A 26,997-nucleotide genomic window follows, 5' to 3' on the forward strand; every position below is an offset into this window, starting at 1 on the left:
TCGGCCATTGGCGATTTTGCGACCTCAGGTCCGTCGCATTTTTTATTGACCCGCCAATCAGGAACCTAAAGTGTGACGGAAATGTAAAATCATGAGGCCCCGATGCAGACAATCTCGGAACCCGCCCGTCAAATCCCTGTTGTTCACCAGACAGATGTTCTGGTCGTCGGCTCCGGCCCCGCAGGGCTAGCCGCCGCCTTGGCCGCCGCGCGCGCCGGGGCCGAAGTGTCGCTGGTCGATCGTTTCGGCTGCATGGGTGGAAATATCACCGCCGTGGGGGTCGAAGGATTCGCCTGGTATCGCCACGAACAAACGGTCGAGGCTGGTGGTATCGGCATGGAGTTCGAGACCCGAGCCAAAGACATGGGCGCCGCAGTGCCGGAAAGCCAGTCGCTCAGCTATGAGCTGGACAGCGAAGGGTTCAAGCTGGTGGCCGACAAGTTGGTCGAAGAAGCGGGTGTGCATCCGATGCTGCACCGTCAGTTCGTCGCCCCCATCATAGAGGGTGACCGGATCACCGGCATCATCACCGAATCCAAAGCCGGGCGCGAGGCGGTTCTGGCCAAGGTCGTGATCGACGCGACCGGCGACGCAGATGTCGCCCATCGCGCCGGTGCCCCCACACACAAAACCGCGAGAGAGGATATGATGGCCGCCTCGGTCATGTTCCATCTCGCCGGTGTAGACAAACGCGCCTTTATGGAAGGCGTCAAAGCCGACCCGCAGACCTATAAAGACTGGGGTGGCGGTGGCGAATGGAACATCGAAACCTCGGGCAAAGAGGACGACATGTTCTCTCCCTTCGTTCACAAGCCTTTCCAGCAGGCGATTGATGAGGGGCTGATCCCGCCTCATCTGAACACGATCGCGGGCACATGGGGTGCGATGCACGACACGGGTGAGCTGACCTATATGAACCTCATCCATCTGGCGGAAATCGACGGCACCGACCCCGACAGCCTCACAAAGGGTGAGATCGAAGGCCGGCGTCAATCCATGCTCGCCATCGAGGCGCTGCGTCGCTTCATGCCGGGATGTGAAAACGCTCGGCTTCGGAATTTCGGGATGACCATCGGCATCCGCGACACGCGCAAGATCGACGCGGTCTACAACATGACCGAAGATGACGCGCGCCATCAGGGCCGGTTTGAGGATACGATTGGTATTTATCCCGAGTTCATCGACGGCTACGGCATCCTGATCCTGCCGACCACCGGCCGCTATATGCAGGTACCCTATCGCTCGATGCTGCCCAAAGGGATCAAGGGACTTTTGGTTGCCGGACGTTCGCACGGGGCCGACAAGGTGGCCCATGCGGCCACGCGCAACATGGCGTGCTGCGCGGTCATGGGGCAAGGGGCCGGCATCGCGGCAGCCTTGTCACTGAAAAGCAATCAGGAGCTGCACAGCATGAACCTGGCACCGGTCCACGCTGAACTGGACCGGCAAGGCGTCAGGATTCACTGATGGACTACATTCCGACAATCGACCTCAGCCCTCTGCACGACGCCGCGCATCCTGACTGGGACCAAACCGTGCAGCAGATCATGGAAGCCTGTACTGAGATCGGTTTTCTGTCCATCACAGGCACTGGCATTCCGCAGGCAACCGTCGATGAGGTGCGCAACACGGCGCGCGCGATCTTTGCAGTCGAAGAGGCCTCTAAATGGCAACAAGCCATCACCCGCGAAAACTATCGCGGGTTTATCCCGATGGGGTTCTTCACGCCAAATGACGGCTCGGGCAAAGCCGACCAATACGAAGGCTACAAGCTGCATCACGAAGTCGACGCTGATGCTGCAATCCGTGAAGATTGCGGGCTGTATGGCCCAAACATCTGGCCAGTCGAAGTGCCGGGGTCGCGCGATGTCATCTTGACCTACTGGTCGATGCTGGATGACGTGGCAGACCTTCTGCTCGCAGCGCTCGAAACCGGACTTGGTTTGTCGGAGCGCCAATTGCGCGACGCGTTCCGCGACCCGATGACCAACATGACCCTGCTCCACTACCCTCCGCAGGCGCCAGATGAGGGCGGCTATGGCATTCATCCGCACAAGGACACGGACGCGCTGACCATCATCGCCCCCGATCCCGTCGGAGGGCTCGAGGTGCAAACCCGCACCGGAGACTGGATCACACCCGACTGCCCGCCCGGTGGCTTTGTTGTCAATATCGGCGACATGCTGGAACTCTGGTCGGGCGGCCGACTGAAATCCACACCGCACCGTGTCGTCAACCGATCAGGGCGCGAGCGCTATTCATTCCCCTATTTCGCCGTTCCGCGCCATGATGTGGTTGTTGAGCCTCTGCTACCCGCCCTGCCCGGCTTTGATCGCCCTGCCGTGCATTGTGGCCATTGGTCCGCCGAAATCTGGCGCACCAACTGGCCGGACGAGACCGCGACAAGAGATACTCCGGAACTGGGCACGCTGACCGACTGACCCGCAGAAACCAAGGCCCATGAACCGCTTGCATCGCCGCGCGTCATGGGCCAAGAACATGGCAACGCTGTGCAACAAAGGGATGCGCCATGGCTTTGCCGGTTAAGGATCAGCTGAGATACTGGGGCATCGCCACGGTTGTCTTTGTCGTGATCCTGTGGGCCTTGGGCGATGTGCTTCTGCCCTTCGTGATCGGCGGCGCAATTGCTTATTTCCTCGACCCTGTCGCCGATCGGTTGGAAAAGCTGGGGCTGTCGCGGATGGCTGCCACCGGGATCATCACCGTGGTCGGCGTCCTTGGATTTGTGCTTGCGATTCTGATGGTTGTGCCAGCTCTGGTCACGCAGTTGATCGACCTGGTCGACATAGTGCCCAGCCTGTTCCAGGAGCTGCGCGCCTTCATCGAGAAGCAATTCCCGTCGATTCTAGACCGCGAATCCAGCTCGCACCAGTTCCTTGTCGGGCTGGGTGAAACGCTGAAATCCAAGACTGGGGATGTGCTGGAATCCGTTGTGGCCTCGCTTGGCTCGGCAATCAACGTGGTGGTGCTGCTTGTCATCGTGCCTGTCGTCTCGGTCTACCTGCTGCTGGATTGGGACCGTATGGTCGCCCGGATCGGAGAGCTGCTGCCCCGCGACCACGCCCCCACGATCAAACGTCTCGCGGGTGAGATTGACAATGTGCTGGCCTCTTTCGTGCGGGGCATGGGCACTGTCTGTCTTATCCTTGGCACTTACTATGCGGTCGCCCTGATGCTGGTCGGGCTGCAATTTGGCTTGATCGTCGGCTTCATTGCTGGGCTGGTGACTTTCATCCCCTATCTGGGCGCGCTGATCGGCGGCACGTTGGCTATCGGCCTGGCGTTGTTCCAGTTCTGGGGGGATTGGGCGCACATCGGGCTGGTCGCAGGTATCTTTGCACTGGGACAAGTGACCGAGGGCAACTTCCTGACGCCCAAACTGGTCGGCGACTCGGTCGGATTGCATCCGGTCTGGCTGTTGTTGGCCTTGTCGGTCTTTGGTGCACTTTTCGGCTTTGTCGGGATGCTGGTCGCCGTTCCGGTTGCCGCAGCTTTGGGTGTGCTGGCTCGGTTCGGCACGTCGGTTTATCTGGATAGCCGCCTTTATACCGGCCTCGAAAGCCAGGATCAGGACAACGCGTAAATGGCCCGACAATTGAGCTTCGATTTGCCCGCCAAAACCGCGCTGGGGCGTGAGGACTTCTTTGTCTCCCCGGCGAACGCGCTTGCGGTTGCGATGATTTCGGCCACCTCATGGCCCGGCAACAAACTGGTGCTGAGTGGCCCGGCAGGAGCAGGTAAGACCCACCTGGCCCATGTCTGGGCGGCTGAAACCGGCGGGCGCATAATCAAAGCCGAGGCACTTCGGTACGAGGACGTGCCCGATCTGGCGCGCAGCCCGATTGCGGTTGAAGACGTTCCGATGATCGCAGGTGATATCGAGCAGCAGAAAATGCTGTTTCACCTGCACAACCTCGTTCTGGCCGAGGGCCACGCCCTGCTGATGACGGGTCGTCTGGCGCCGAAATTCTGGCAATTGCCGCTGGCGGATCTGCAAAGCCGGGTCGAGGGCGCGCATCACGTCGCGCTCGATCCACCGGATGACGCGCTGCTCTGCGCGGTGCTTGCAAAACTGTTTGTAGACCGGCAGCTGAACCCCGGCCCCGAGGTGATTGCCTATCTGGTCAAGCACATGGATCGACGCTTTGAGACCGCCGCCGATGTGGTCGCACAGCTGGACGATTTCGCGCTGTCCGAGAAACGGGATATCACGCGTGCTTTGGCGATCCGCGTCCTGAAAATGGACCCGAACGAAGGCGATACGAATGATTGACCCAAGCGCGCCAATTGCGCATTCTGACAGCGAAATTTCTGGGTAAGACATGGACCAGACCGTCGAAACCGACATTCCTGATTGGGGGCCTTTCGGAAGACCTCTGTTCGACGACCCCGGCACAAGGGCGCTGTCACGGGTGGGCGTGGTCGATGTCGGGTCGAACTCGGTCCGGATGGTGGTCTTTGATGGCGCGGCGCGGTCACCTGCCTATTTCTACAACGAAAAGGTCATGTGCGAGCTGGGCGCGGGACTGTCCGAGACCGGCCACCTGAATCCCCGAGGGCGTGAGAGGGCGATGGCCGCCCTGCAGCGCTTTCAGCGGATCGCAGAGGATCTCGGCCTGCCGGGGCTGCATGTCGTAGCCACCGCCGCCGTGCGTGAGGCGAAAGACGGGCCTGAATTCTGTCAGGACGTGAAAGCAAAAACCGGGCTGCATGTCGCTGTGATCGACGGTCAGGAAGAGGCGCGACTGTCGGCCCAGGGCGTTATGCTGGGCTGGCCCGGTGCCTACGGTTTGATCTGCGACATAGGCGGCTCGTCCATGGAATTGGCCGAGATCGGAGGTGGCGATGTTGGCCGCCGCGTGACCTCGGCCCTTGGTCCGCTGAAGCTGCGCGATATCAAGGGCGGGCGTCGTGCGCGCAAGGCCCATATCAAATCCACCATGGAAGAACTGCACAGCCAGATGGGCCAGCAGCGCGACCGGCTTTTTCTGGTCGGAGGCAGCTGGCGAGCTTTTGCACGGCTGGACATGCTGCGGCGGGGCTATCCTCTGAACGTCCTGCACGAATACCGCATGACCACTAAACAAGTGCGCGAAACGATCAAGTTCATCGACGCGAACGATCATGACAAACTACGCAGTCAGGCTGGGGTCTCAAGTTCTCGAATGGCGCTGATCCCTTATGCGATGGATGTACTTGCACGGCTGATCCGTACCTTCAAACCCAAGGATATCGCGATCTCAAGCTATGGTATCCGCGAAGGGCTGCTGTACGAACAGATGTCGCAGGAACAGCGTGACCGCGATCCCCTCATTGAGGCCAGTCGTTTTTCAGAGGCGAAAGACGCCCGCCTGCCCGGCATGGGCCGCACGCTGTTCGATTTTGTGATGCCTCTGTTCAAATCTGCGCCTGCGACGCAGGTCCGTCTGATCAAGGCCGCCTGCCTTTTGCACGACGTCAGTTGGCGCGCGCATCCCGACTACCGCGCCGAAGTCTGTTTCGACTATGTCACCCGCGCCAATCTCGGGGGGCTGAAACACTCCGAACGCGTTTTCATCGGCCTTGCGCTGCAACATCGCTATCGCAACAAACGCGAAGGCAACCGATTTGCGCCGCTCTACGAGCTGCTGGATGAAAAGGACCAAAAACAGGCCGAGATTCTGGGCAAGGCTATGCGGTTCGGCGCTATGTTGTGCATGGACAGCGACGCACATGTGGGCAAGCTGCGCTTCTATCCCAAAAAGCGTGAGCTTGATCTGGTGCTGCCCGAATCCGTACGGCCCCTGTTCAACGAAGTGGCCGAGTCCCGCTTGAATTCACTTGCAAATGCTCTGAAATCCGAAGTGCGTGTGGTCATCAAGGGCTGAGCTGCCCCTAGATGTCCGTGGCGCCGTCCGGGGCCTCTGGCAAAGCTTCGGGTGTTTCAGGCGCATCTTCGGTCTGTTTCTTGCGGATGATGATGTCGCCATTGGGCAGGATTTCGGGCATCTCGTAGACGCTCCAATCCTTTACCTCGGCGGCAAGCTCAGCCAGCGCTGGTCCCATCTCCTGCATGAAGGATCGCATCGCGGGGCCAAATTGATCTGCTAGGCCAAGCAACTCATCCAAAGCCGGCTCCATCTCGCGGCGCAGGCCCTCGAAAAACAACTCTGCCCCCTGCTCCATCAGCGTTGGGGCATCCTCTTCCTCGGCCGTTGCAGGCAGCGCAAAAGCGGCTGCCATCGCGCCGATCATCAGAACATGTTTCATATGCTGAATGTAAGCCTTTCCGCGCCAGGTTGAAAGGTCACAGCTCAAAATCCAGCGTGACCGGAAAGTGATCCGACGCGGTCAAAAGGGCCTCTCGCAGGTCAGGTTTGGCCCAGCAGGCCGCATCCCGAAACGGATGCCAGATGCGCCACACGGGCCGCCTGGACTGCAAATCCTCGCTGATCATGATGTAGTCCAGCAACGCTTCAAGGAACGTGCCGTTCTCGGGTCGCGCAAACCGCGCGGTCGCGGGCACCGATCCGGGACGCGGCCCATATGCCGTAGCCGCATGGGGATCATAGAGACCCGCCTGCAATAGAATCTCGACCGAGGAGCGCCCGAACAGATGTTCGAACTCATCCAGACCGGGGCCGTCATTTAAGTCGCCCAACAGGATCAGTGGATCATCCTCAGCCAAGTGATGCGCGACCCGACGGGACAACCAGATCGCCTGAGCCAACTGCTTGCGGCGGTTGGCGATCGAGATACGGATCGCCTCATCCCGTGACTCCGCCCCATGCGGTGCCTTGGATTTCAGATGCGCGCCGATCAGGCGAAACTCAAACCCCGCTTTGGTCTGGACCGACAGCTCCATAGGCGGCTTGGAAAACTGTACAATATCTTGAGTCGCATCCACGTCCAGATCTATGCGAAACTCCGTGTCAAAGCGCGGGGCGTCATCTGCCGCCCTTGGATCATGGCGCACCGACAGAATCTCCGGGTCGTAGAGAAGCGCCAGTTCCTGATGCGTATTATTGGGGAATCCCATGATCGCCTGCGAGGTGCGGAGTTCAAAAACCTCGGCAAACGCTTGCAAGGCGCGTACCGTGTTCTGCCGCTTGCCCGTATTCGGCGCTTCGACGACAAGAACCGCATCCGCGTCAATCGCGGTGAGAACCTTGGCGATCGCCTCGACCTGCTGGGCTTTGGTCACGTCATGACGACCGGACCAGCTGTCATCGACGATCAGTCTGTCATTGCGATCAAACAGGTTGGCAAACCATTCGATATTGTAGGTCGCCAGACGCATCGCCTAAACCGTCGCGCCGTTGATCTCGTCCCAGGCACGGTTGATGTCGATCATCTTCTTCTCGGCCAGGCGAATCGCCTCTTCCGGCACACCACGCGACATCATCGCGTCGGGATGGGTTTCGCGCACCAGCTTGCGCCAGACCTTCCTGATCTCAGCAATAGACATTTCGCGCGAGACGCCCAGCACCACATACGGGTCGTTTGGCGCATCTGGCACGAACCGCGCACGCAGGGCCAGAAACTGAGCATCCGTCTGTCCGAAAATGCGGCTGACCTCTTCCAGAAATTCATTTTCGTTCGGGTGATAGAACCCGTCGGCCATGGCGATATGGAACAGCCCCTCCATAAGATCGCACAGGGTGGTGCTGTCCTCCGAAAACATCCGCGCGATCTTCCGGGCATAGTCCTGATAGCCTGCCACATCGGTGCGGGCCATGTTGAAGACACGGGCCGCGCCCTCCTCATCCTCGCGCGCAATCTGGAACACGTCGCGGAAGGCCGTCACCTCATCCCGCGTCACCTGTCCATCGGCCTTGGCCATCTTGGCCCCAAGCGCAATCACGGCGATTGTAAACGCGACCGAGCGTTCGGGCGGCGAGCGCAGCTTTTCGAAAACAGCGGTCAGGCTCTCACCTTGGGCAAGGGCGCTCAGCGCATCGGATATGCGGGTCCAGATCGACATGGGCGTACACTAGCGTCCCATTGCAGAACTGTCAGGTGCGATAGATCATTCGGGCGAAAGAATTTTCTGCATCAGCACAAGGTCCAGATACTGACCCCATTTGTGCCCAACCTCGGGCATGCGCCCCACCTCAGAAAACCCCAGCGCTGAATGAAAGGCGATCGCCCCCGGATTGGCCGACGAGATCCCGGCGACCAGAACATGCACCCCTTCGCTGCGGGCCACCTGCTGCAACTGCTCCATAAGGGCGCGCCCGACGCCACGGCCCCGCGCATCGTCTGCCAATTGGATCGAATGCTCACGGCACTTGGTATAGCCCGGCCCGGATCGGAATGGGACATAGGTTGCAAAGCCAATGACCTGCCCCTGATCCTCAGCCACAAGAAACGCCGCGCCGCGCGCCCGGATATCATCGGCAATCGACTCGGCGCTGCGTTCATCGGTAGTGAAGGTCACCAAAGTGTCGCGAATAATCGCGTTGGTGATCAAAGCAATCACTGCCGCATCCGCTGGTTGGGCCTGACGGACCCTCATCGCAAAATACGTACCCCATGAGGCGTTTCGATCTCGGCCTGCATAGACGCTGGTCCCGTGTCAAAAACAACCGGATCAAGCGGACCCAGCTGCTCTGCCAAGCGCAGCGCATCCGGGTGATAGACAACCAGACGTTTCAGGCGACACCCATGATCCCCCAACATACGCGCGGGGTGAAGATCCCCCTGCCACTGGATCAGCGCCGGAAACAAGTTGTCAAAAGGCAAACGCCCATTTGGCGGAACCGCCATCCGCCACCGCAAAGCCCCTCGGGCCAAATCAATCGGCGTCCCGACACCATCGGGAAATACGGAAAGTGAGGCCTCAATATCGGGTACGCGGCAAATCCAGTTTGTCAGACGTGGCGCTCCCTCGAACCGGTCCAGATCGAACCACCGCGTCCTGTCGGGCCGGGGCGCATCCGGATCGATGGCAATCGCCTCCAGATACAGCCCGTCCTTCAGGCCAAGCAACCGATTATGCGTGCCAAATGCCTCATGTTTGCCACCGGCCTGAAGACTTACACCCAGCGCATCTTCCACATGCGCCGTGGCCTCTTCCAACGTGGCACCCGCCACCGCAATATGATCCAACTCCATCGCGCCCTCCACGATGACACCCTAAGCACACAACAAAAGGGCGCAAGCCAAACCCGCGCCCTTCTTCTGTTTGACAATACCTTCGGGGGTGAATTTGCCGTCAGGCAAAGAGGGGGCAGACAGCCCCCTGCCCCTCCTCAGTCCCGCGCGTCGCGGATCAGGCGCAAGATGTCCTGCGCAGCATCGGGAATATTCGTCCCCGGCCCAAAGATCGCCTTGACCCCGTTATCATACAGGAACTGATAATCCTGCTGCGGGATCACCCCACCGCAAATTACGATGATGTCCTCAGCCCCGGCTTTCTTGAGTTCCTCAACAAGTTGCGGTGCCAGCGTCTTGTGGCCTGCCGCCTGAGACGAGATACCCACCACATGCACGTCATTGTCCACGGCGTCCTGCGCGGCCTCGGCCGGGGTCTGGAACAGAGGGCCAACGTCCACGTCAAACCCGATATCGGCAAAGGCCGTCGCGATCACTTTGGCGCCCCGGTCATGACCATCCTGCCCCATCTTGACCACCAACAGACGGGGGCGCCGCCCCTCGACCTCGGCAAAGTCTTCGATGGATTTCTGGATGGCGGCAAAGCCCTCGTCACCCTCGTAGGCCGCGCCATAAACGCCCGCCAGAGTCTTCACTTCGGCGCGGTGGCGGCCGAACTCTTTCTCCATTGCCATACTGATCTCTCCTACCGATGCGCGGGCGCGGGCGGCCTCGACCGCAGCAGCCAGCAGGTTTCCGCCTTCTTGTGCGGCCTTGGTCAGCGCGTCCAACGCGGCCTGACAGGCGGCCTCATCGCGGGTGGCGCGGATCTCTTCCAGCCGCGCGACCTGAGATTCGCGCACAGCCACGTTGTCGACGTCCAGAATGTCGATCGGGTCCTCCTGTTCCTTACGGTATTTATTGACGCCAACAATCACCTCATCCCCGCGGTCGATCATCGCCTGACGACGCGCGGCGCTTTCCTCAATCCGCAATTTGGGCATGCCCGAGGCGACGGCTTTGGTCATACCGCCCATTTCCTCGACCTCTTCCATCAGGGCCCAAGCTTTCTCGATCAGATCGTTGGTCAGGCTTTCCACGTAGTAAGAGCCCGCCAGCGGATCGACCACATCAGTCACGCCGGTCTCTTCCTGCAAGACCAACTGCGTGTTCCGCGCAATGCGGGCCGAGAAATCGGTGGGCAGCGCAATCGCCTCGTCCAGCGCGTTGGTGTGCAGCGACTGGGTGCCGCCCAGAACCGCGCTCATCGCTTCATACGCGGTGCGGATCACATTGTTAAAAGGGTCCTGCTCCTGCAGCGAGACACCCGAGGTCTGGCAGTGTGTCCGCAGCATCTTGGAGCGTTCGGATTTTGCCCCGAACTCGGTCATCACGCGGTGCCACAGAGTCCGCGCGGCGCGCAGTTTCGCAATCTCCATGAAGAAGTTCATACCGATGGCAAAGAAGAACGACAAACGACCTGCGAACTTGTCCACATCCATGCCCGCATCCAGAGCAGCCCGCACATATTCGCGCCCGTCTGCGATGGTATAGGCCAGCTCCTGCACAAGGTTCGCTCCGGCCTCTTGCATGTGATAGCCCGAAATCGAGATCGAGTTGAACTTGGGCATCTCGTTCGACGTGTACTCGATAATGTCCGAGATGATCTTCATCGACGGCTCAGGCGGGTAGATGTAGGTGTTGCGCACCATGAACTCTTTCAGAATGTCATTCTGAATGGTGCCGGACAGGACCGATTTGTCGTGCCCCTGCTCTTCGCCCGCAACGATGAAGCTGGCCAGAACCGGGATGACCGCGCCGTTCATGGTCATCGAGACCGAGACCTTATCGAGCGGGATACCGTCGAACAGAATCTTCATATCCTCGACCGAGTCGATGGCCACACCGGCCTTACCGACATCGCCGACAACGCGCGGGTGGTCACTGTCATAACCGCGGTGCGTCGCCAAATCGAAGGCGACTGAGACACCCTGCTGACCTGCAGCCAGATTGCGCCGGTAGAAAGCGTTCGATTCCTCGGCGGTCGAGAAACCGGCATATTGGCGGATGGTCCAAGGCCGCCCGGCATACATCGTCGCCTTCACACCGCGCGTGAACGGGCCAAACCCCGGCAGAGTGCCCATATGCGGCAAATCGGCGGTGTCGTCCTGCGTATAAAGCGGTTTGACGCTGATGCCTTCCAGCGTTTCCTTGGTCAGATCGTCCAGTGGCCGTCCGCGCAGTTCTTTCTCGGCCAGCGCGCGCCAGTCATTCTTATCGGTCATCGAGGTGTCCTCTCGTCAGTTCGGCCTGCAGCAGCCTGCAATCCGTGCGTATCGTGGTTCAGCAGATGCCGGGCATGGCCCACGCGCGACAAATTGAGCGTCTTGTGCAAATCGCCGGTCGCATTCGCGCGCGCAGAGGCTATATTCAACGGGACAGGAGGCCCCATGAACAAAACGCTTGCCCTTGTTTTCTCGGCACTTATCCCGCTGGCTGCCATGGCCGCCGACGGAACAGCACCTGCTGATGATGAATATGTTCGCCCTGTCGGCGACAGTGAGTTGAGCGATTTCATGTGGACCCACCGGCCCATTGTCGTCTTCGCCGATACTCCCGCCGATCCCCGGTTCCAGCAGCAGATCGACATGTTGCTGGAAGGCGAGGACGCGATGCGGGATCGGGATGTCGTGGTGCTGACGGATACGGATCCGTCCGCACGATCCGCGATCCGGTCCAAGCTGCGCCCGCGCGGGTTCCAGATGGTCTTTGTCGACAAGGACGGCGTGGTCAAACTGCGCAAACCGTCCCCGTGGAGCGTGCGCGAGATCGGCCGCTCGATCGACAAAACCCCCCTGCGCGAACGCGAAATCCGCGAACGGCGCGAAGGCGGCTGAACGCTTTTGCCACGCCTCAGACCACCGGCGCAGAACGCCGGTGAGACCTGAGGATATGCCAAAAGCGCGGTCATGATTATTCGAACTCGATGATCACTTCGTCCACGGCAAGGCTGTCGCCTGGGCCTGCGTTGATTTTGGCAACGGTGCCCTTCTTCTCGGCGCGCAGGATGTTTTCCATCTTCATCGCCTCGATTGTGCACAGCGCCTGACCTTCCTGGACCTCCTGACCGACTTCCACGTCGATCTTCACAACCAGACCCGGCATCGGGCAGAGCAGCATTTTCGACGTATCCGGCGGCAGTTTTTCTGGCATCAGTTTGGCCAGCTCGGCCTGACGCGGGCGGCGCACATGGACCTTCAGATCGGCACCCCGGTTGCGAATGCGGAACCCGCCCGAAACCTTGCCAACTTTCAGAACCAGAGGGATTCCATCCACATCCAGCACCGCCAGCTGGTCGCCCGGTGTCCAGTCAGATGCGACGCGGACGGTCGAGCCGTCCTCGAACTTGACGGTCGCGCCTTCTTTGTCGGCGTTGACCTGAACGGCAAAATCATGACCCTCCAGCGAAACGACCCAGCGCTTGCCGACCTTGCGTTCGTGGTTGTCCATCCGTCCCGAAACTCGCGTCCGGCGAATCTCACCCACCCGGTGCATCGCCGCGCATGAGGCCGCGATCCGGCGCAGGTCGCCTTCGGGCAATGTCACACCTTCGAACCCGTCCGGGTATTCTTCGGCGATAAAGGCGGTGGTCATGTCACCGCTGACGAATTTCGGGTGATCCATCACCGCCGACAGGAACGGCAGGTTGTGGCCAATCCCTTCAACCTCGAAACTGTCCAGCGCCACGCGCATCGCCTCAATCGCGGCTTCGCGGGTTGGGGCCCATGTGCAAAGCTTGGCGATCATCGGGTCGTAATACATGCTGATTTCGCCGCCCTCATAGACGCCGGTATCATTGCGCACGGCAGCCTCACCCTCGGGCGCGTCGCCTTGCCATTTGCCATTGACCAGCAGCGGACCGGCAGCGGTTTCCTGCGGCGGGCGATAGCGGGTCAAACGGCCGATTGACGGCAGGAAGTTGCGATATGGATCTTCTGCATAGAGGCGGTTCTCGATCGCCCAGCCCGTCAGCGTCACGTCATCCTGCGTGATGGTCAGCTTTTCGCCATTCGCCACGCGGATCATCTGCTCCACCAGATCGACACCGGTGATCAGTTCCGTCACCGGGTGTTCCACCTGAAGACGGGTGTTCATCTCAAGGAAGTAGAAGTTCTTTTCGCCATCGACGATGAATTCCACCGTACCCGCGCTGGAATAGCCCACGGCCTTGGCCAGCGCGACGGCCTGTTCGCCCATGGCCTTGCGGGTCTCAGGATCCAGGAAGGGCGACGGGGCCTCTTCCACGACTTTCTGGTTCCGGCGCTGGATCGAGCATTCGCGTTCACCCAGATAGATGCCGTTTCCATGGCTGTCGCACAGAACCTGAATTTCGATGTGACGCGGTTGGGTCACGAATTTCTCGATAAAGATCCGGTCGTCACCGAACGAGTTCGCGGCCTCGTTCTTCGAGGACTGAAACCCCTCGCGGGCCTCTTCGTCATTCCAGGCGATCCGCATGCCTTTACCGCCGCCGCCGGCGCTGGCCTTAATCATCACCGGATAGCCGATGTCGTTCGAGATTTTGACCGCTTCGTCGGCGTCTTCGATCAGGCCCATATAGCCGGGTACCGTAGAAACACCGGCCTCCTGAGCGATCTTTTTCGAGGTGATCTTGTCCCCCATGCTTTCAATCGCACCGACCGGGGGGCCGACGAATGCCACGCCTTCAGCATCCAGCGCCTCGGCGAATTTGGCGTTCTCCGACAGAAAGCCATATCCGGGGTGGACAGCCTGCGCGCCGCTCTGGCGGATGGCGTCCATGACCTTGTCGATCACGATATACGACTGGTTGGCAGGCGGCGGGCCGATATGGACAGCCTCATCCGCCATCGACACGTGCAGTGCGTTCTTGTCCGCGTCCGAATAGATGGCAACGGTGCCGATACCCATTTTACGGGCGGTCTTCATAACCCGGCAGGCGATCTCGCCCCGGTTGGCGATCAGGATCTTATTGAACATGGAACGTCCTTTGGCTTGGTGTTCTGGAAACGCAAAAAGCCGCCGCAGGGAGGGCATCCCCACGTCGGCGCAATGCGTGACGACGGACGGGGCGGCTTGCGCCCCGAAAATTCGCGTTAGTTACAGGTGTTCTGCGTCTTACAGTACAGCACGTTGCCTGCGGCCCCGACGGCCGCACCGACCAACGGATCGGCACTGAGAACGGCTGCCCCGACAGCGCCCGCGCCGCCGCCCAGGATGGCCTGTTCGCCGAGAGTATCGCCGCAGGCCGAGAGGCCCGCAAAGGTTGCCAGTGCAAGGAACACTTTTGAAATACGCATGATGTCTGCCTCGTGGTTTTTTGTATTGCTCTTAGAGGCAGATGCAGGAACTCAGCACCGTTATTCAATAACAACGAGGTAAACTCAGCGTTTTGCGCAGGTTTATGCCCATTCAGGCCAGTTTTTTGTGCAAAGAAAAACGCGGACAGGACGATGTGGGGAACACAAGCCTGCCCGCGCAAGGAAGGGGTACGGAATAGTAGGTGCATGTGCGACGCAGGCAAAGTAGTGTCGCACGGCTGGATCAAAATGCACTGCACAATCTTGTCTGCAAACAAGTTATTGTTTCCACCTAAGATTCCGGCCAGAATCTGCCCAACAGGCGAAACTCCGCGCAAATTCATGCCGACCAGAGTTGTGCGATTTTGCTGCGTCGACCCCGCCCAAGCCGTCACAGTTTCGTTACATTCCACTGCCGCTGGCCTGATTTCTGCACCCGCAATATCACGGGCGATCACTCTCGTTCGCAGATTATTTTTGCGCATATGCTGTGGGTTAACCGATCTGTTCACCATGCCGTGAATCACGACCTTATTTTCAGCACAAATACTTGAGTAAAAACGCGTTTTCAGTCCCTCTTTCGTGATTTCCCTGATCGCTGGGCGCGTGGAACTTTGGCCATGCACACTCGCAAACAAGGAAACACCCACATGTTTACAAAGAGAAAAAAGGCAATCCTGCTTGCTGCCACTGCGTTTAGTGTGACCAGCACGCTTGCCTTTGCTCAGGACGCTCAAACCCAGGCCGAGCTTGATGCTCTGCGCGCCCGGGTCGAAGCCCTCGAGGCCTCCAGCGCCGGTCCCGCCAATGGCGATTTCCGCCTTGGGAACACCAGCCTGGACCTTTACGGCTACATCAAGGCCGACTTCTTTTATGATTTCGACTTCGACCAGGGCGACACCGCGTTTGTGAACGTCATTGGCGAGCCTTCGACCGCAACCAGCGGCACCTTCGGCAGCACCGTACGCCAATCGCGCATCGGCCTGCGCACCAGCACGCCCAGCGCGCTTGGTGATATTGGCGGTCAGTTGGAGTTGGACCTGTTCGCGTCCAACGGCACGGCCGAACTGCGTCTGCGTCATGCCAACATCACCATTGGTGACAATTGGCTGATCGGTCAGTACTGGACAAACTTCCAGCCGCTGGACACCTACCCTACGTCGGTTGAATTCAACGGCCCGGTTGGCATCGCCTTCGCCCGTCAGCCGCAAATCCGCTATACCAACAGCTTCGGCACGAACACTGAGTTCAGCGTTTCGCTTGAGGAAAACGTCAGCGGCTCGAACTCGAACGACCCGGTTTTGACCGCGGCAGCTGAATACAACGACGGTACTTACGTCGCGCGTATCTCGGGCCTCTACGGTCAAGCCGAAACCAGCGATGGTGCCACCGAAGTGGACCAGTGGGGCGTGACTCTTTCGGGATCGGTTCGCCCATGGGAGGGCGGTCTGTTCCAAGTCAACTACGTGACTGGTCAAGCGATCGGCCCCTACCTGATCGGCCTTGGCAACGCCATCGTCAACGGCCAGGCCAACGACGTCGACGGCTACACGATTGAGCTCCGTCAGGATCTGGGTGCGAAATGGAATGTCGGCATCGCCTACGGTAAGGAGGACTATGATCTGGCGACCAACAGCTTCTCGGACGGCAGCGGATCCCTCAACTTCACCGAGTTGGAGACAATCCACGTCAACGCCTTCTATCAGGCGACCGACAGCCTGACGCTGAGCGCCGAGTACATCTATGGGGAGCGCAACGATGCCACGACCGGTGACACCTTCGACGGCAGCCGCGTTCAGGTCGCCGCGCAGCTGAACTTCTGACGCCACATACCCACCCTGCCCGTCTTCGGGCAGGGTTTTACCCATGCGGGCAAGGATATGAGGCACAGGGTGGATCACCGCTCAGCCTGCTCCGAAAACTTCGGGAAAAGACGCACGTGCCGCGTCCAGATCGATGACCAACAACGCATCATAGTTAGCCGGGTCGAAAGGATCTTCGGCTGGCACGACCTCACGCTCAAACAGCCAGCTCAGCCGCCCTGCATCCAGATTGCCGCGTTCAAAGGGCTGATCCCCGAAGTTCTGCCAAAGCGCCTCCATAAAGGCGGCATCTGCGCGACGGTCCGCAGGTTTGCGGTCGCGGAACCGCTCACGCCGGGTGATCGGCGTCACGCCCTTAGGGTTGGCACGGCGGATAGTGAATTGAAAATCCGTCCCTGGCAGACGGCCCGGAAAACCCCGATGCTTCAGCATCCTGGCACCTCGTTGACTGCTGTCATCGGGAATAAGATTTCGCACCCGTAAGGGGTAAAAGTCATAGCGCGCACCTCCAAAGCCGCATCCGTTGTCTGAAGCACCCTGAATTCATGACGACAGATCATGGTCAGAGCCCCTCCCAGATACACCGGGACTTCTCCAGCCGGTAGGCTTCGAAAAACTGAGTTGCATCGGGGGCGGCATCGCCGAATTGGATTGGGCGGTCGGACAGTGAAATCACCACCAGGGCCGGGTCCAAATCATGCTGGGCGACATAGGCAACCGCCAGCGTCTGGCACAGATGCTCCATGTCGTTTGAGGCTACGTCGTACCCGATCCGCCCCACCGTCGCGCCGATCTTTGGGGCGATGAACCGGAACCGCACCCACAGCTCTCCCGGGTTGTTGTCCAACAGAACGTCGCTCAGATGCATGGGTTGGCCTGAAGGCACGGGCAGAGAGGTTTCGGCCACTGAAATGCTTGGCAGAGACAGGATACTAAACATCAGACCCAAGGCGCGACCCCGGACCCGCCAATGGCAGGCTCCTCCTTCCGGGATCGCGCGCGCAGTGCTATGTGCCCGCGCGGTTCTATGTCTGATGGACCGGATCATTCGACGATTTTTCGCTCGTTGTCAATTCTGCCTTGATTTCGGGCAAATTGCGGAGGAGTACCGCAATTTTCGGCGGATTTGGGTGGGTCGCCCCACCCCGCACGCTCAGAGAGGGATGTTGTCGTGCTTTTTCCACGGGTTTTTCAACTGCTTGCCGCGCAGGCTGGCAAAAGCCCGTGAGACACGACGGCGCGTTGATTGCGGCATGATCACCTCATCCACAAATCCGCGTTCAGCCGCCACAAACGGGTTGGCGAAACGGTCTTCATAGTCGGAGACATGCTGCGCGGTCTTCTCAGCGTCGCCGAGGTCAGCGCGATGGATGATCTCGGTCGCGCCTTTCGCACCCATCACCGCGATCTCGGCGGTGGGCCACGCATAGTTGAAATCACCACGCAGGTGCTTCGATGCCATCACAACATAAGCACCACCATAGGCCTTACGGGTGATAACCGTCACTTTCGGCACAGTCGCTTCACCGTATGCATAAAGCAACTTGGCACCATGCTTGATCACACCGCTATATTCCTGCTGCGTTCCGGGCAAGAAGCCGGGCACATCCACCAGCGTCAGAATCGGGATCTCGAAACAGTCGCAGAAGCGTACGAACCGCGCCGCCTTGCGTGAGCTGTCGATATCCAGACATCCGGCCAGGACCATGGGCTGGTTGGCCACGACACCGACGGTTTGCCCTTCCAGGCGGATGAAGCCAGTGACGATGTTCTTGGCGAAGTCTTCCTGAATCTCGTAAAAATCGCCTTCGTCCGCGATTTTCGTGATCAGTTCCTTCATGTCATACGGTGTGTTCGGATTGTCCGGCACCAGAGTATCCAATGAGGTTTCGACACGGTTGGGATCGTCAAAGAAAGGCCGAACCGGAGGTTTTTCCTGGTTGTTGAGCGGCAGGAAGTCGACCAGTCGGCGCACCTCGGCCAAAGCTTCGACATCGTTTTCAAACGCCCCATCCGCGACCGAGGACTTCTTGGTGTGCGTAGAAGCTCCACCCAGTTCCTCAGCTGTGACGACCTCATTCGTGACGGTCTTCACCACGTCGGGACCGGTGACGAACATGTAAGACGAGTCCTTCACCATGAAGATAAAGTCCGTCATCGCCGGGCTGTACACCGCGCCACCCGCACAAGGGCCCATGATAACGCTGATCTGAGGAACCACGCCCGATGCGGTAATGTTGCGCTGGAACACTTCGGCATAGCCTGCAAGCGAGGCAACGCCTTCCTGGATTCGCGCACCACCCGAGTCGTTGATGCCAATGATCGGCGCGCCGTTCTGAACGGCCATATCCATGATCTTGCAGATCTTCTGCGCATGGGTCTCGGACAGAGAGCCACCAAACACAGTGAAATCCTGGCTGAACACATAGACCATACGGCCATTGATCGTGCCCCAGCCGGTGACCACACCATCCCCGGCAGGCTTTTGTTTTTCCATCCCGAATTCGGTGCAACGGTGGCTGACAAACATGTCAAATTCTTCAAAACTGCCTTCGTCCAGCAGCAGCTCGATCCGTTCGCGCGCGGTCAGCTTGCCCCGCCCATGCTGCGCGTCGATCCGTTTTTGCCCACCACCCAGACGGGCCGCGTTGCGGCGTTCTTCAAGCTCGGAAAGGATGTCTTTCATGGCGATAGTCCCCTGTGAAATCTGACCGGACCCTACAGTGAGCAACCCTTCAGCCAAAGTTTTTTTCGGCAAATTTGCAAAGTTTTGAAAATCTCGTTTGCTCAAACTGTAAATTTGCGAATTTTTGCCAGTTGCATCAAGCGTCTGGCCTTTGCCTACTCAACAGCTATACAAGCGAACCATGCAGTTCAGAACGTCGTCGACTTATCGCACACCACCCACAATCGGCACTTTGGTTCTTCTCTCGGGACTATCGGCGCTGAGCATGAATCTATTCCTGCCTAGCTTGCCGAACATGGCCCTGCATTTCGACACGCATTACAAGGTCATGCAACTGTCGATCGCCCTTTACCTGCTGGTAAACGCGGTCCTGCAGATCATCATCGGGCCAATCGCAGACAAAGCGGGACGACGCCCGGTTTTGCTTTGGGGACTCGCACTCTTTCTACTGGCGACACTCGGCTGCATCTACGCACCGACGGCCGAGGTGTTCCTACTTTTCCGCATGTGTCAGGCGGTCGTGGTGGTCGGGATGGTCCTCAGTCGGGCCGCGGTTCGGGACATGTATGATCAGGATCAGGCGGCCTCGATGATCGGTTACGTCACCATGGGAATGGCCGTAGTCCCGATGATTGGCCCGGCCATAGGCGGGTTTCTGGAAGAGAGCTTTGGCTGGAAAGCCAATTTCTGGCTGCCTTTCGCTTTGGGCGCCTTGACCCTTGCCTTGACTTATCTCGATTTCGGGGAAACCTCAGCCAAAAGCGGCAAAACCCTGCTGCAGCAATTTCGCGAATACCCCGAGCTGCTGATGTCCCCCCGGTTCTGGGGCTATTCGCTCTCCTCGGCCTGCTCATCGGGCGCGTTCTTTGCCTATCTGGGCGGAGCGCCCTTCATCGGAACCGAAGTCTTTGGCATGAGCGCGGCCGAAGTCGGGATCTATTTCGGCGCACCTGCCTTGGGCTATTTTTTGGGGAACTTCTTCAGCGGGCGGTATTCGGTCAGGTTCGGCATCAACCGCATGGTGCTTTGGGGTACCTGGCTGAACGCCGCCGGCGTCGCCCTTTCTGCCGCATTGTTCCTGACAGGCTTCGGAACAGCGCTCAGCTTTTTCGGCTTCATGACGTTCGTCGGATTGGGCAATGGCATGACGATCCCAAACGCAACATCTGGCGCCCTTTCTGTGCGACCACATCTGGCCGCCACCGCCTCAGGCCTCAGCGGCGCAATCATGCTGGGCGGAGGAGCAGGCCTGAGCGCATTGGCAGGAGCCCTGCTAACCGTTGAAACAGGCGCAATGCCCCTGCTCTGGCTTATGTTGGTCACGGCGATCCTTGCTATCGCCGCCATTGCTTCAGTTATTTGGCGCGAACGACAATTGGGCCTCTAAGCCGCCTTGCCCCCGGGGGTTTGCAAAGTTAACGTGCCAAAATAGAAAATTTGCAAAGGCACGCCCATGGCCACCCAAAAACTCTATGCTGGCGCTAAATTGCGCGAAATGCGCACGCGCCTAACACTGACCCAGAAGGAATTTGCCACAAAACTGGGTGTTTCCCTGCCCTACCTGAACCAGATGGAGAACAACAACCGGCCGATCTCGACCACGGTTGTTTTGGCTTTGGCGCAGGAATTCGGCATGGACGTGACCGAGCTGAGTACGGGCGACAGCGAGCGGCTGGTCTCGGATATGCGCGAGGCGCTGGCTGATCCGGTCTTTGCCGACGACATCCCCCCTTTGGCTGATCTGCGCCTGACCGCATCAAATGCCCCTGCCCTTGCCCGTGCTTTTATCGAGCTGCACCGAAGCTATCGCCAAACCCACGAACGCCTCGCCTCACTAGACGAAGCGCTAGGCCGCGAAGACTCCCGCACCCAAGCCAGCCCATGGGAGGAAGTTCGCGACTTCTTCCACTATTGCGATAACTATATCGACGCAGTTGACCGCGCCGCCGAACTGTTCGCGAAACGCGCCGACGGCCCGGGCGGCATCCGTCAAGCCGCTTTGCAAAGCCTGGAAGAACGCGGCATTCAAGTGATATTCTCAGACATCAACCCGTTGCGCAGCTACGACAAGGAAAGCAGAACCCTGCGCCTATCCTCACGTGCTGCACCGCAAACGCAGGTCTTTCAGCTGCTGCTTCAGGTTGCCCTGATCAGTCAGGACAAGCTGTTAGAGGCGACGCTCGATTTCGCCAAGTTCCAGAGTGAAGAGGCCCGCGCCATCGCCAAAATCGGCCTTGCCAACTACTTCGCCGGCGCGTCCCTGATGCCCTACAGCGCGTTTCTGGCCGCCGCGCAAGAGGATCGTCATGATCTGGAAATGCTGAGCAACCGCTTTGGCGCCTCAATCGAGCAGGTCGCGCACCGCCTGTCCACGTTGCAGCGGCCCGGCGCAAAAGGCATCCCGTTCTTCTTCGTCCGCGTGGACCAAGCCGGAACGATTACCAAGCGCCACTCGGCTACGCGGCTGCAATTTGCCCGTTTTGGCGGTGCCTGCCCGTTGTGGAACGTCCACCGCGCGTTCGAAACACCGGGGCATTTCCTAAGGCAACTGGCGGAAACACCGGACGGTGTCCGCTACATTTCACTGGCAAGGGATGTCTCAAAACCCGGTGGCTCATTCGGTGCGCCGGTGCGCCGCTATGCCATCGCACTAGGCTGCGAAACCCGCCACGCCGAAGCCTTGGTCTATGCAGACAATCTGGATATCAACAACGCCAGCGCCTACGAACCGATCGGCATTTCCTGCCGCATCTGCGAGCGCGCCAACTGTCATCAACGCTCGGTTCCGCCACTGGAACGGCGCTTGGCCATCGACACTCATACCCGAGGCACACTGCCCTATGAGGTCACTTGATCTTCATCTGGCCAAAAATATCCCGGGGGTGCGGTGGCAGAGCCCCCGCTGTTGGGCTTAAGCCTTGGACACGATCGCCCAGATCTCATCCTTAAGCGCGGCGCGTTTCTTTCGCATCTCGCCCTCGGCCAGTTCTTCCACCGGCTCGATATTGGTTTCGGCTCGGTGAACGCGGCGGTTGATTTCGTGATACTCTTCAGCCAGCCGCGCAAAATGAGCGTCCGTCTGCTTGAGCTGGCTCATCACCTCAACCTTGTCCGGAAACTCTTCGGCCAGTTCATGCGGGGTGTGGGACATTCCTGTTCGCTCCTGAATAAATGTCGTTGCGATTCAGGTTTATCGGATGTCGCCCCACCCCACTTTGACGCGGATCAAATCAGCGCTGCGCCACCTCCCATTGCGGGTGAATCCACGGGCGGTCATTGGCCTTCGGCAGCGCATCCTTGCCCAGCAAGTGATCCGACATCTTCTCACCCACCATGATCGACGGCGCGTTGAGGTTGCCATTGGTGATCTGCGGGAAGATCGAGCTGTCGGCCACACGCAAACCATCCACGCCGATAACACGGCCTTCGGGGTCGACCACGGCGTTCTTGTCATCCGCGCGCCCCATCCGACAGGTGCCACAGGGGTGATAGGCGCTCTCGGCATGCTCTGCGATGAAGGCATTCAGTTCCTCATCCGTCTGCACCGAGGCGCCGGGCTGGATCTCTTTCCCCGCATAAGGTTTGAAGGCGTCCTGACCAAAGATCTCACGGGTGAGGCGGATGCATTTGCGGAAGTCTTCCCAGTCTTTTTCGTGGCTCATGTAGTTGAACCGGATCACCGGCGCGTCTTCAGCCTTGTTCGACCGCAAAGTCACAGCCCCACGCGACGGAGACCGCATTGGCCCCACATGCGCCTGGAACCCATGCCCTTCTGCCGCGGCCTGACCGTCATAGCGCACTGCAATCGGCAGGAAGTGGTACTGGATGTCGGGGTATTCCACCCCCGGGTTCGACCGGATGAAGGCCGCGCTCTCGAACTGGTTCGACGCTCCAAGACCGGTTTTGGTGAACAGCCACTGCGCGCCAATCAGACCTTTGCTAAACAGGTTCCAGTGCTTGTACAGTGTGATCGGCTGCAGCGAGGCTTGCTGGATATACAGCTCTAGATGGTCCTGCAGGTTCGCACCCACGCCGGGGCGATCAGCGATCACGTCGATGCCATGCTCAGCCAGATGCGACGCCGACCCGATCCCCGAGAGCATCAGCAGTTTGGGCGAGTTGATCGATGAGGCCGCCAGAATAACCTCACGCCGGGCACGAATGACCTCTTTCTTGCCGCCACGCACCAGTTCGACACCAACTGCGCGACCCTCTTCCATCACAACGCGCGATGCTAAACCCTTGACGAGGTCGCAGTTGGGACGTTTCAAAGCAGGTCGCAGATACGCATTTGCCGCCGACCAGCGCCGTCCTTTCCAGACGGTCTGTTCCATCGGGCCGAAACCTTCCTGCTTCTCGCCGTTGTAGTCGCCCGTGACTTCATAGCCAGCTTGCTGACCGGCGTCGACGAAGGCTTGGAACAACGGGTTTTTGCGCGGACCGCGTGACACATGTAGCGGACCATCCTTGCCTCGCCATTCCGAGTCACCGCCATGGCCGCCATCATGCCAGTTTTCCATGCGTTTGTAGTAAGGCAGCACATCCGCATAGGACCACCCATCCGCACCCATATCGGCCCAAGTATCAAAATCCCGCGCGTGGCCGCGCACATAGACCATCCCATTGATCGAGGAAGACCCACCGATCACCTTGCCGCGCGGACAGGCCATCCGGCGGTTGTTCATGTTGGGTTCGGGTTCCGAGCTGAATCCCCAGTCATAAAGCGACATATTCATCGGATAGCTCAGCGCCGCGGGCATTTGAATGAAAGGCCCCGCGTCCGTGCCCCCGTGTTCGATCACCAGAACCGAGGCCCCAGCCTCGCTCAGGCGATAGGCCATCGCACAGCCGGCAGAGCCAGCACCCACAATGACAAAATCTGCTTCCATTTCACGTCTCCATAGATCCGCCGTGAGAGGTTTCGAAACCTGCTCTGCCTCCGGCGGGCGTATTTTCAAAAAGAAGAAGAGGTCACTCGCCGCGCGGGAACCGCTGGCTTTCCTCGACAATATTCAGGTCCATGTGGTTGCGCATGTAGCGCTCGGATGCCTTTTGCAGCGGCTGGTAGTCCCACGGGTAGTACCCACCCTGCCGCAACGCCTCGTAGACAACCCAGCGGCGCGCTTGACTGGCGCGGACATCCGCATCAAACCGGTCCAGGTCCCAGCGCGCCTCGGACTTCGCACGCAACGTTTGCAAGGTTCCGGCATGCGCGGGGTCATCGGCGAGGTTGTTCTGTTCATGCGGGTCGGCCTCAAGATCAAACAGCTGATCGGGGTCCAGCGCGCAACGATTGTATTTCCACTTGCCATAGCGCAACGAGACCAGCGGCGCATAAGAGGCCTCAGCCGCGTATTCCATCGCCACGGGGGCTGTCCGCTCCTGCCCTTTGGCCAGAGGCACGAGGTCCTCGCCATCCGTCCATGGGGCAATCTCGGCCATATCAACACCGGCCAGAGCGCCCAGCGTCGGGGTCACGTCGATGGTCGACACAGGCGTTTCGATAAGGCCCGCAGGCAAATCCGGCGCCGAGATCATCAGCGGCACGCGCGATGAGCCCTCAAAGAACGTCATCTTGAACCACAACCCGCGTTCGCCCAGCATGTCGCCATGGTCCGAGACAAACATGATGATCGCCTCTTGGCGTGTCGTCTCCAGCACTTCGATGATCTCACCGATCTTGTCATCCAGGTATGAGATATTGGCGAAATACGCGCGGCGCGACTTGCGGATATCTTCTTCGGTGATGTCGAAGCTGCGCCAGTCGTTGGCGTCGAAAATACGCTTGGAATGCGGGTCCTGATTGTCATAGCCAAGATCAGAGATCTCGGGTAGCAGATGCTCGCAATCCTCATAGAGATCCCAGTACTTGCGACGCGCAACATAGGGGTCGTGAGGGTGCGTAAAGCTCACGGTCATAGCCCAGGGACGGTCGTCATTTCCGCGCGCGAGATCATAGAGCTTGGCCTTTGCGTGATAGGCGACCTCGTCGTCATACTCCATCTGGTTCGAGATTTCCGCCACACCCGCACCGGTGACGGAACCCATGTTGTGATACCACCAGTCGATCCGCTCACCCGGTTTGCGGTAATCCGGAGTCCAGCCAAAGTCAGCGGGGTAGATATCGGTGGTCAGGCGGTCTTCGAACCCGTGCAGTTGGTCGGGACCAACAAAATGCATCTTGCCCGAAAGGCAGGTATAATATCCTGCGCGCCGCAGGTGGTGAGCATAGGTCGGAATGTCACTGCCAAACTCGGCCGCGTTGTCATAAACCCCTGTGCGTGAAGGCAACTGACCCGACATGAAGCTCGCCCGTCCCGGCGCGCAAAGCGGTGAGGCCGTGTAAGTATTGGCAAAACGAGTCGAGCGTTCGGCCAGTTTCTTCAGGTTCGGCGCGTGCAACCAGTCGGCCGGACCATCTGGAAACAAGGTGCCGTTCAGCTGATCCACCATCAGGATCAGAATGTTTGGTTTTGTCATTTTTCGCCCTCGAGCAGAGTATTCAGGACGCGCAAAGCGTGATTGGCAGCCAGCTGAGGCTCTTCCGGGGCGCTCAGCGCCGAGTGGATATATAGCCCGTCGATCAAGGCAATCATGGTCTCGGCCGCGTTGACCGGTTCGGCAATTTGCGGGCGCAACGCATGGATCAGGTTCGAGCGGATGCGCGCCTGATAAACCTTCCACAGCCGCAGAGCATCATCATTGGTTTGCGCAAGGACATAGAATGTCATCCAGGCCGCAATCACGTCCGGGGTGAAACATGAATGGGCAAAACAGGCACGGATGATGGCTTGCGCCCGTTGGTCCGGGGCTGCGGCGGCCAGCTCGGTCCGGGCTTCCTTGCCGAAATCCGTCAGGATTTGCCGCATGGCGGCCAGAAAGATCTGATCCTTGCCGCCGAAATAATGGTGCGCCAGCGCGCTGGACATGCCTGCGCGTTTGGCGATCTGGCTGACGGTCACATCCAGAGATTTCTGCACGCCCAATTCGGCAATCGTCGCACGTACGATCGCATCACGGCGTATTGGCTCCATTCCAACTTTTGGCATCGCGTCCCCCTGGGCAACAGGATTTCCCGACGACGCTAGGCGCTTTTTATTGACTCGTCAATCAATCTCGTTTTCGGACGGATGTTTTCATGCTTTGGGTGCAAAAGCCGATGGTGTCACATCGCGTTTGTTCAGCATCGCTTCGCGCCAGGAAATAAAGCTGACGGCGGTCAGTATCAACGTACCGCCAGCCACGACCCAGATGTCAACGCTTTCGTGGAACACCAAGGCACCGACAATCGTCGCCCAGATTAGCTGCAGGAAGGTGACTGGTTGTGTGACCGCAACCGGGGCGGCCTGCAGAGCCAATGTCATAAAGTAGTGCCCTGCCGTTGCAAAGCTTGCGACTAGAAACAGCACCCCGATGTCCCTGAGAGTAGGCGGCGACCAGACAGCGATTGCAAAGGGGATCAATGCCAATGTCACCCAGATCGAAAGATGGGCCACCACGACCGAGGGCGGGATATCCCGCACCAACAGTTTGGCCAGTAGGTAAGACCCGCCCAGCGTCAACGCCGTTCCCAGCATGGCGAGATGCCCGCCGGAGACCTCGCGAAATCCGGGGCGCAGAATGATCAGCACGCCAATCAGGGCGACCAGAATGGCGGCCAATCGGCGAAAGGCCAGCTTCTCACCCAGAAACAGGGCCGCGCCAAGTGTGACATAGACCGGGGTCATGTAGTTCATGGCCGTCACCTCGGCCAAAGGAATGCGAGTCATCGCGTAAAACCACAGCATGACCGCCACCCCGTGAATGACCCCTCTTAGCCCGAATAGTGAGAGATCGCGCTTGCTCAACCGCGTTGCCAGTATCGACCGCAGAGCAGGCAGCAGAAATACCAACCCAAGGACGTAGCGCAAAAACGCGGCCTGAATCGGGTCCATGGTCGAGCCTAGCGATTTCACCAGCGCCGTCATCACCAAAAAGGCCAGACCCGCGGCGAACATCCAAAACATCCCCACAACGGGGCGCGAAGGGGCGGAAGCTGTTGTCATGTTCCCGG

Annotated in this window: 25 protein-coding genes; 9 read left to right on the forward strand and 16 right to left on the reverse strand. The window is 59.3% G+C overall.

What is annotated here, in order from left to right; genetic code table 11:
* Positions 1-102 precede the first annotated feature (102 nt).
* The 5 genes from ACR0J4_RS04555 (at position 103) to ACR0J4_RS04575 (ending at position 5,888) form a co-directional block, all read left to right on the forward strand.
* Entirely contained in the window at positions 103-1,467 is a 1,365-nt protein-coding gene (locus ACR0J4_RS04555) for an FAD-dependent oxidoreductase (RefSeq protein WP_170640239.1), read from the forward strand.
* Positions 1,467-2,441, forward strand: a complete 975-nt coding sequence (locus ACR0J4_RS04560; RefSeq protein WP_170640241.1) for a 2OG-Fe(II) oxygenase family protein — start codon at positions 1,467-1,469, stop codon at positions 2,439-2,441. The genes ACR0J4_RS04555 and ACR0J4_RS04560 overlap by 1 nt, the downstream gene beginning before the upstream one ends.
* An 89-nt stretch (positions 2,442-2,530) precedes the next feature.
* Positions 2,531-3,604: an AI-2E family transporter gene (locus tag ACR0J4_RS04565; RefSeq protein WP_170378059.1), complete on the forward strand. Its 1,074-nt coding sequence runs from the start codon at positions 2,531-2,533 to the stop codon at positions 3,602-3,604.
* Positions 3,605-4,294 carry a GTPase domain-containing protein gene (locus ACR0J4_RS04570; protein ID WP_170640243.1) on the forward strand — a complete coding sequence of 230 codons (690 nt, stop codon included), beginning with the start codon at positions 3,605-3,607 and terminating at the stop codon, positions 4,292-4,294.
* 49 nt (positions 4,295-4,343) lie between these two features.
* A complete protein-coding gene (locus tag ACR0J4_RS04575; protein ID WP_170640245.1) occupies positions 4,344-5,888 on the forward strand; it encodes a Ppx/GppA family phosphatase in 1,545 nt (514 codons plus the stop codon).
* Between the two features lie 7 nt (positions 5,889-5,895).
* Here ACR0J4_RS04575 and ACR0J4_RS04580 read toward each other — a convergent pair whose 3' ends face one another.
* The 6 genes from ACR0J4_RS04580 to scpA form a co-directional block, all read right to left on the reverse strand.
* Entirely contained in the window at positions 5,896-6,270 is a 375-nt protein-coding gene (locus tag ACR0J4_RS04580) for a hypothetical protein (protein ID WP_170554493.1), read from the reverse strand.
* Between the two features lie 37 nt (positions 6,271-6,307).
* Positions 6,308-7,300 carry an endonuclease/exonuclease/phosphatase family protein gene (locus ACR0J4_RS04585; protein ID WP_170640247.1) on the reverse strand — a complete coding sequence of 331 codons (993 nt, stop codon included), beginning with the start codon at positions 7,298-7,300 and terminating at the stop codon, positions 6,308-6,310.
* A gap of 3 nt (positions 7,301-7,303) precedes the next feature.
* On the reverse strand, positions 7,304-7,984 hold the full coding sequence (locus tag ACR0J4_RS04590; protein WP_170640249.1) for a TerB family tellurite resistance protein: 681 nt from the start codon (positions 7,982-7,984) through the stop codon (positions 7,304-7,306).
* A 45-nt stretch (positions 7,985-8,029) separates the two neighbouring features.
* Positions 8,030-8,518, reverse strand: a complete 489-nt coding sequence (locus tag ACR0J4_RS04595; RefSeq protein ID WP_170640251.1) for a GNAT family N-acetyltransferase — start codon at positions 8,516-8,518, stop codon at positions 8,030-8,032.
* The gene (locus ACR0J4_RS04600) at positions 8,515-9,117 is read right to left on the reverse strand and encodes a VOC family protein (RefSeq protein ID WP_170640253.1); all 603 of its coding nucleotides are present in this window, start codon (positions 9,115-9,117) and stop codon (positions 8,515-8,517) included. Before ACR0J4_RS04600 ends, ACR0J4_RS04595 begins: the two co-directional genes overlap by 4 nt.
* A 137-nt stretch (positions 9,118-9,254) precedes the next feature.
* Entirely contained in the window at positions 9,255-11,381 is a 2,127-nt protein-coding gene (scpA, locus tag ACR0J4_RS04605; protein WP_170640255.1) for a methylmalonyl-CoA mutase, read from the reverse strand.
* A gap of 165 nt (positions 11,382-11,546) precedes the next feature.
* On the opposite strand from scpA, the gene ACR0J4_RS04610 reads away from it, so the two are divergent.
* Positions 11,547-11,993, forward strand: a complete 447-nt coding sequence (locus tag ACR0J4_RS04610; protein ID WP_170378042.1) for a DUF4174 domain-containing protein — start codon at positions 11,547-11,549, stop codon at positions 11,991-11,993.
* A 76-nt stretch (positions 11,994-12,069) separates the two neighbouring features.
* Here the strand turns inward: ACR0J4_RS04610 and ACR0J4_RS04615 are convergent, their stop codons facing one another.
* The gene (locus tag ACR0J4_RS04615) at positions 12,070-14,115 is read right to left on the reverse strand and encodes an acetyl-CoA carboxylase biotin carboxylase subunit (protein ID WP_170640257.1); all 2,046 of its coding nucleotides are present in this window, start codon (positions 14,113-14,115) and stop codon (positions 12,070-12,072) included.
* Positions 14,116-14,231: 116 nt separating this feature from the next.
* A complete protein-coding gene (locus ACR0J4_RS04620) occupies positions 14,232-14,435 on the reverse strand; it encodes a hypothetical protein (protein WP_170640259.1) in 204 nt (67 codons plus the stop codon).
* A gap of 650 nt (positions 14,436-15,085) precedes the next feature.
* Between ACR0J4_RS04620 and ACR0J4_RS04625 the strand changes: the two genes are divergently transcribed.
* Positions 15,086-16,258 (forward strand): DcaP family trimeric outer membrane transporter, encoded by a 1,173-nt coding sequence (locus tag ACR0J4_RS04625; RefSeq protein WP_170640261.1) that lies wholly within the window; start codon positions 15,086-15,088, stop codon positions 16,256-16,258.
* Between the two features lie 81 nt (positions 16,259-16,339).
* Here ACR0J4_RS04625 and ACR0J4_RS04630 read toward each other — a convergent pair whose 3' ends face one another.
* From ACR0J4_RS04630 to ACR0J4_RS04640, 3 genes are all read right to left on the reverse strand, one after another.
* Positions 16,340-16,690, reverse strand: coding sequence for a hypothetical protein (locus ACR0J4_RS04630; protein WP_170640263.1), 351 nt, complete (start codon positions 16,688-16,690; stop codon positions 16,340-16,342).
* Positions 16,691-16,820: 130 nt separating this feature from the next.
* On the reverse strand, positions 16,821-17,198 hold the full coding sequence (locus ACR0J4_RS04635; RefSeq protein WP_480668312.1) for a DUF6497 family protein: 378 nt from the start codon (positions 17,196-17,198) through the stop codon (positions 16,821-16,823).
* Positions 17,199-17,411: 213 nt separating this feature from the next.
* Positions 17,412-18,944: an acyl-CoA carboxylase subunit beta gene (locus tag ACR0J4_RS04640; RefSeq protein ID WP_170471793.1), complete on the reverse strand. Its 1,533-nt coding sequence runs from the start codon at positions 18,942-18,944 to the stop codon at positions 17,412-17,414.
* Between the two features lie 181 nt (positions 18,945-19,125).
* Here ACR0J4_RS04640 and ACR0J4_RS04645 point away from each other — a divergent pair, with 181 nt between their 5' ends.
* Together ACR0J4_RS04645 and ACR0J4_RS04650 are read left to right on the forward strand one after the other, a co-directional pair.
* A complete protein-coding gene (locus ACR0J4_RS04645; protein WP_170554509.1) occupies positions 19,126-20,331 on the forward strand; it encodes a multidrug effflux MFS transporter in 1,206 nt (401 codons plus the stop codon).
* 66 nt (positions 20,332-20,397) lie between these two features.
* Positions 20,398-21,798 carry a helix-turn-helix domain-containing protein gene (locus ACR0J4_RS04650; RefSeq protein WP_170378023.1) on the forward strand — a complete coding sequence of 467 codons (1,401 nt, stop codon included), beginning with the start codon at positions 20,398-20,400 and terminating at the stop codon, positions 21,796-21,798.
* A 57-nt stretch (positions 21,799-21,855) separates the two neighbouring features.
* Here the strand turns inward: ACR0J4_RS04650 and ACR0J4_RS04655 are convergent, their stop codons facing one another.
* The 5 genes from ACR0J4_RS04655 to ACR0J4_RS04675 all read right to left on the reverse strand — a co-directional run bounded on the left by ACR0J4_RS04655 (position 21,856) and on the right by ACR0J4_RS04675 (position 26,989).
* Entirely contained in the window at positions 21,856-22,095 is a 240-nt protein-coding gene (locus ACR0J4_RS04655) for an HP1242/YdcH family protein (RefSeq protein WP_170471799.1), read from the reverse strand.
* 79 nt (positions 22,096-22,174) lie between these two features.
* Positions 22,175-23,833 carry a choline dehydrogenase gene (betA, locus tag ACR0J4_RS04660; protein ID WP_170554519.1) on the reverse strand — a complete coding sequence of 553 codons (1,659 nt, stop codon included), beginning with the start codon at positions 23,831-23,833 and terminating at the stop codon, positions 22,175-22,177.
* A gap of 82 nt (positions 23,834-23,915) precedes the next feature.
* Complete coding sequence (gene betC, locus ACR0J4_RS04665) at positions 23,916-25,424, reverse strand: choline-sulfatase (protein ID WP_170640267.1); 1,509 nt, start codon at positions 25,422-25,424, stop codon at positions 23,916-23,918.
* A complete protein-coding gene (gene betI / locus ACR0J4_RS04670; protein ID WP_170462042.1) occupies positions 25,421-25,993 on the reverse strand; it encodes a choline-binding transcriptional repressor BetI in 573 nt (190 codons plus the stop codon). Before betI ends, betC begins: the two co-directional genes overlap by 4 nt.
* 87 nt (positions 25,994-26,080) lie before the next feature.
* The gene (locus ACR0J4_RS04675) at positions 26,081-26,989 is read right to left on the reverse strand and encodes a DMT family transporter (RefSeq protein ID WP_170640269.1); all 909 of its coding nucleotides are present in this window, start codon (positions 26,987-26,989) and stop codon (positions 26,081-26,083) included.
* Positions 26,990-26,997 lie beyond the last annotated feature (8 nt).

Source organism: Ruegeria sp. B10, assembly GCF_056539825.1.

What these genes read in the sequence shown, in the direction of transcription:
- ACR0J4_RS04655 (WP_170471799.1), bottom strand. Translation starts at nt 22,095, where the DNA reads ATGTCCCACACCCCGCATGAACTGGCCGAAGAGTTTCCGGACAAGGTT.
- ACR0J4_RS04585 (WP_170640247.1), bottom strand. Translation starts at nt 7,300, where the DNA reads ATGCGTCTGGCGACCTACAATATCGAATGGTTTGCCAACCTGTTTGAT.
- ACR0J4_RS04645 (WP_170554509.1), top strand. Translation starts at nt 19,126, where the DNA reads ATGCAGTTCAGAACGTCGTCGACTTATCGCACACCACCCACAATCGGC.
- ACR0J4_RS04650 (WP_170378023.1), top strand. Translation starts at nt 20,398, where the DNA reads ATGGCCACCCAAAAACTCTATGCTGGCGCTAAATTGCGCGAAATGCGC.
- ACR0J4_RS04615 (WP_170640257.1), bottom strand. Translation starts at nt 14,115, where the DNA reads ATGTTCAATAAGATCCTGATCGCCAACCGGGGCGAGATCGCCTGCCGG.
- ACR0J4_RS04640 (WP_170471793.1), bottom strand. Translation starts at nt 18,944, where the DNA reads ATGAAAGACATCCTTTCCGAGCTTGAAGAACGCCGCAACGCGGCCCGT.
- ACR0J4_RS04565 (WP_170378059.1), top strand. Translation starts at nt 2,531, where the DNA reads ATGGCTTTGCCGGTTAAGGATCAGCTGAGATACTGGGGCATCGCCACG.
- betC (WP_170640267.1), bottom strand. Translation starts at nt 25,424, where the DNA reads ATGACAAAACCAAACATTCTGATCCTGATGGTGGATCAGCTGAACGGC.
- ACR0J4_RS04575 (WP_170640245.1), top strand. Translation starts at nt 4,344, where the DNA reads ATGGACCAGACCGTCGAAACCGACATTCCTGATTGGGGGCCTTTCGGA.
- ACR0J4_RS04600 (WP_170640253.1), bottom strand. Translation starts at nt 9,117, where the DNA reads ATGGAGTTGGATCATATTGCGGTGGCGGGTGCCACGTTGGAAGAGGCC.
- ACR0J4_RS04610 (WP_170378042.1), top strand. Translation starts at nt 11,547, where the DNA reads ATGAACAAAACGCTTGCCCTTGTTTTCTCGGCACTTATCCCGCTGGCT.
- betI (WP_170462042.1), bottom strand. Translation starts at nt 25,993, where the DNA reads ATGCCAAAAGTTGGAATGGAGCCAATACGCCGTGATGCGATCGTACGT.
- ACR0J4_RS04590 (WP_170640249.1), bottom strand. Translation starts at nt 7,984, where the DNA reads ATGTCGATCTGGACCCGCATATCCGATGCGCTGAGCGCCCTTGCCCAA.
- ACR0J4_RS04635 (WP_480668312.1), bottom strand. Translation starts at nt 17,198, where the DNA reads ATGTTTAGTATCCTGTCTCTGCCAAGCATTTCAGTGGCCGAAACCTCT.
- betA (WP_170554519.1), bottom strand. Translation starts at nt 23,833, where the DNA reads ATGGAAGCAGATTTTGTCATTGTGGGTGCTGGCTCTGCCGGCTGTGCG.
- ACR0J4_RS04580 (WP_170554493.1), bottom strand. Translation starts at nt 6,270, where the DNA reads ATGAAACATGTTCTGATGATCGGCGCGATGGCAGCCGCTTTTGCGCTG.
- ACR0J4_RS04630 (WP_170640263.1), bottom strand. Translation starts at nt 16,690, where the DNA reads ATGCTGAAGCATCGGGGTTTTCCGGGCCGTCTGCCAGGGACGGATTTT.
- ACR0J4_RS04555 (WP_170640239.1), top strand. Translation starts at nt 103, where the DNA reads ATGCAGACAATCTCGGAACCCGCCCGTCAAATCCCTGTTGTTCACCAG.
- ACR0J4_RS04570 (WP_170640243.1), top strand. Translation starts at nt 3,605, where the DNA reads ATGGCCCGACAATTGAGCTTCGATTTGCCCGCCAAAACCGCGCTGGGG.
- ACR0J4_RS04620 (WP_170640259.1), bottom strand. Translation starts at nt 14,435, where the DNA reads ATGCGTATTTCAAAAGTGTTCCTTGCACTGGCAACCTTTGCGGGCCTC.
- ACR0J4_RS04625 (WP_170640261.1), top strand. Translation starts at nt 15,086, where the DNA reads ATGTTTACAAAGAGAAAAAAGGCAATCCTGCTTGCTGCCACTGCGTTT.
- ACR0J4_RS04560 (WP_170640241.1), top strand. Translation starts at nt 1,467, where the DNA reads ATGGACTACATTCCGACAATCGACCTCAGCCCTCTGCACGACGCCGCG.
- ACR0J4_RS04595 (WP_170640251.1), bottom strand. Translation starts at nt 8,518, where the DNA reads ATGAGGGTCCGTCAGGCCCAACCAGCGGATGCGGCAGTGATTGCTTTG.
- scpA (WP_170640255.1), bottom strand. Translation starts at nt 11,381, where the DNA reads ATGACCGATAAGAATGACTGGCGCGCGCTGGCCGAGAAAGAACTGCGC.
- ACR0J4_RS04675 (WP_170640269.1), bottom strand. Translation starts at nt 26,989, where the DNA reads ATGACAACAGCTTCCGCCCCTTCGCGCCCCGTTGTGGGGATGTTTTGG.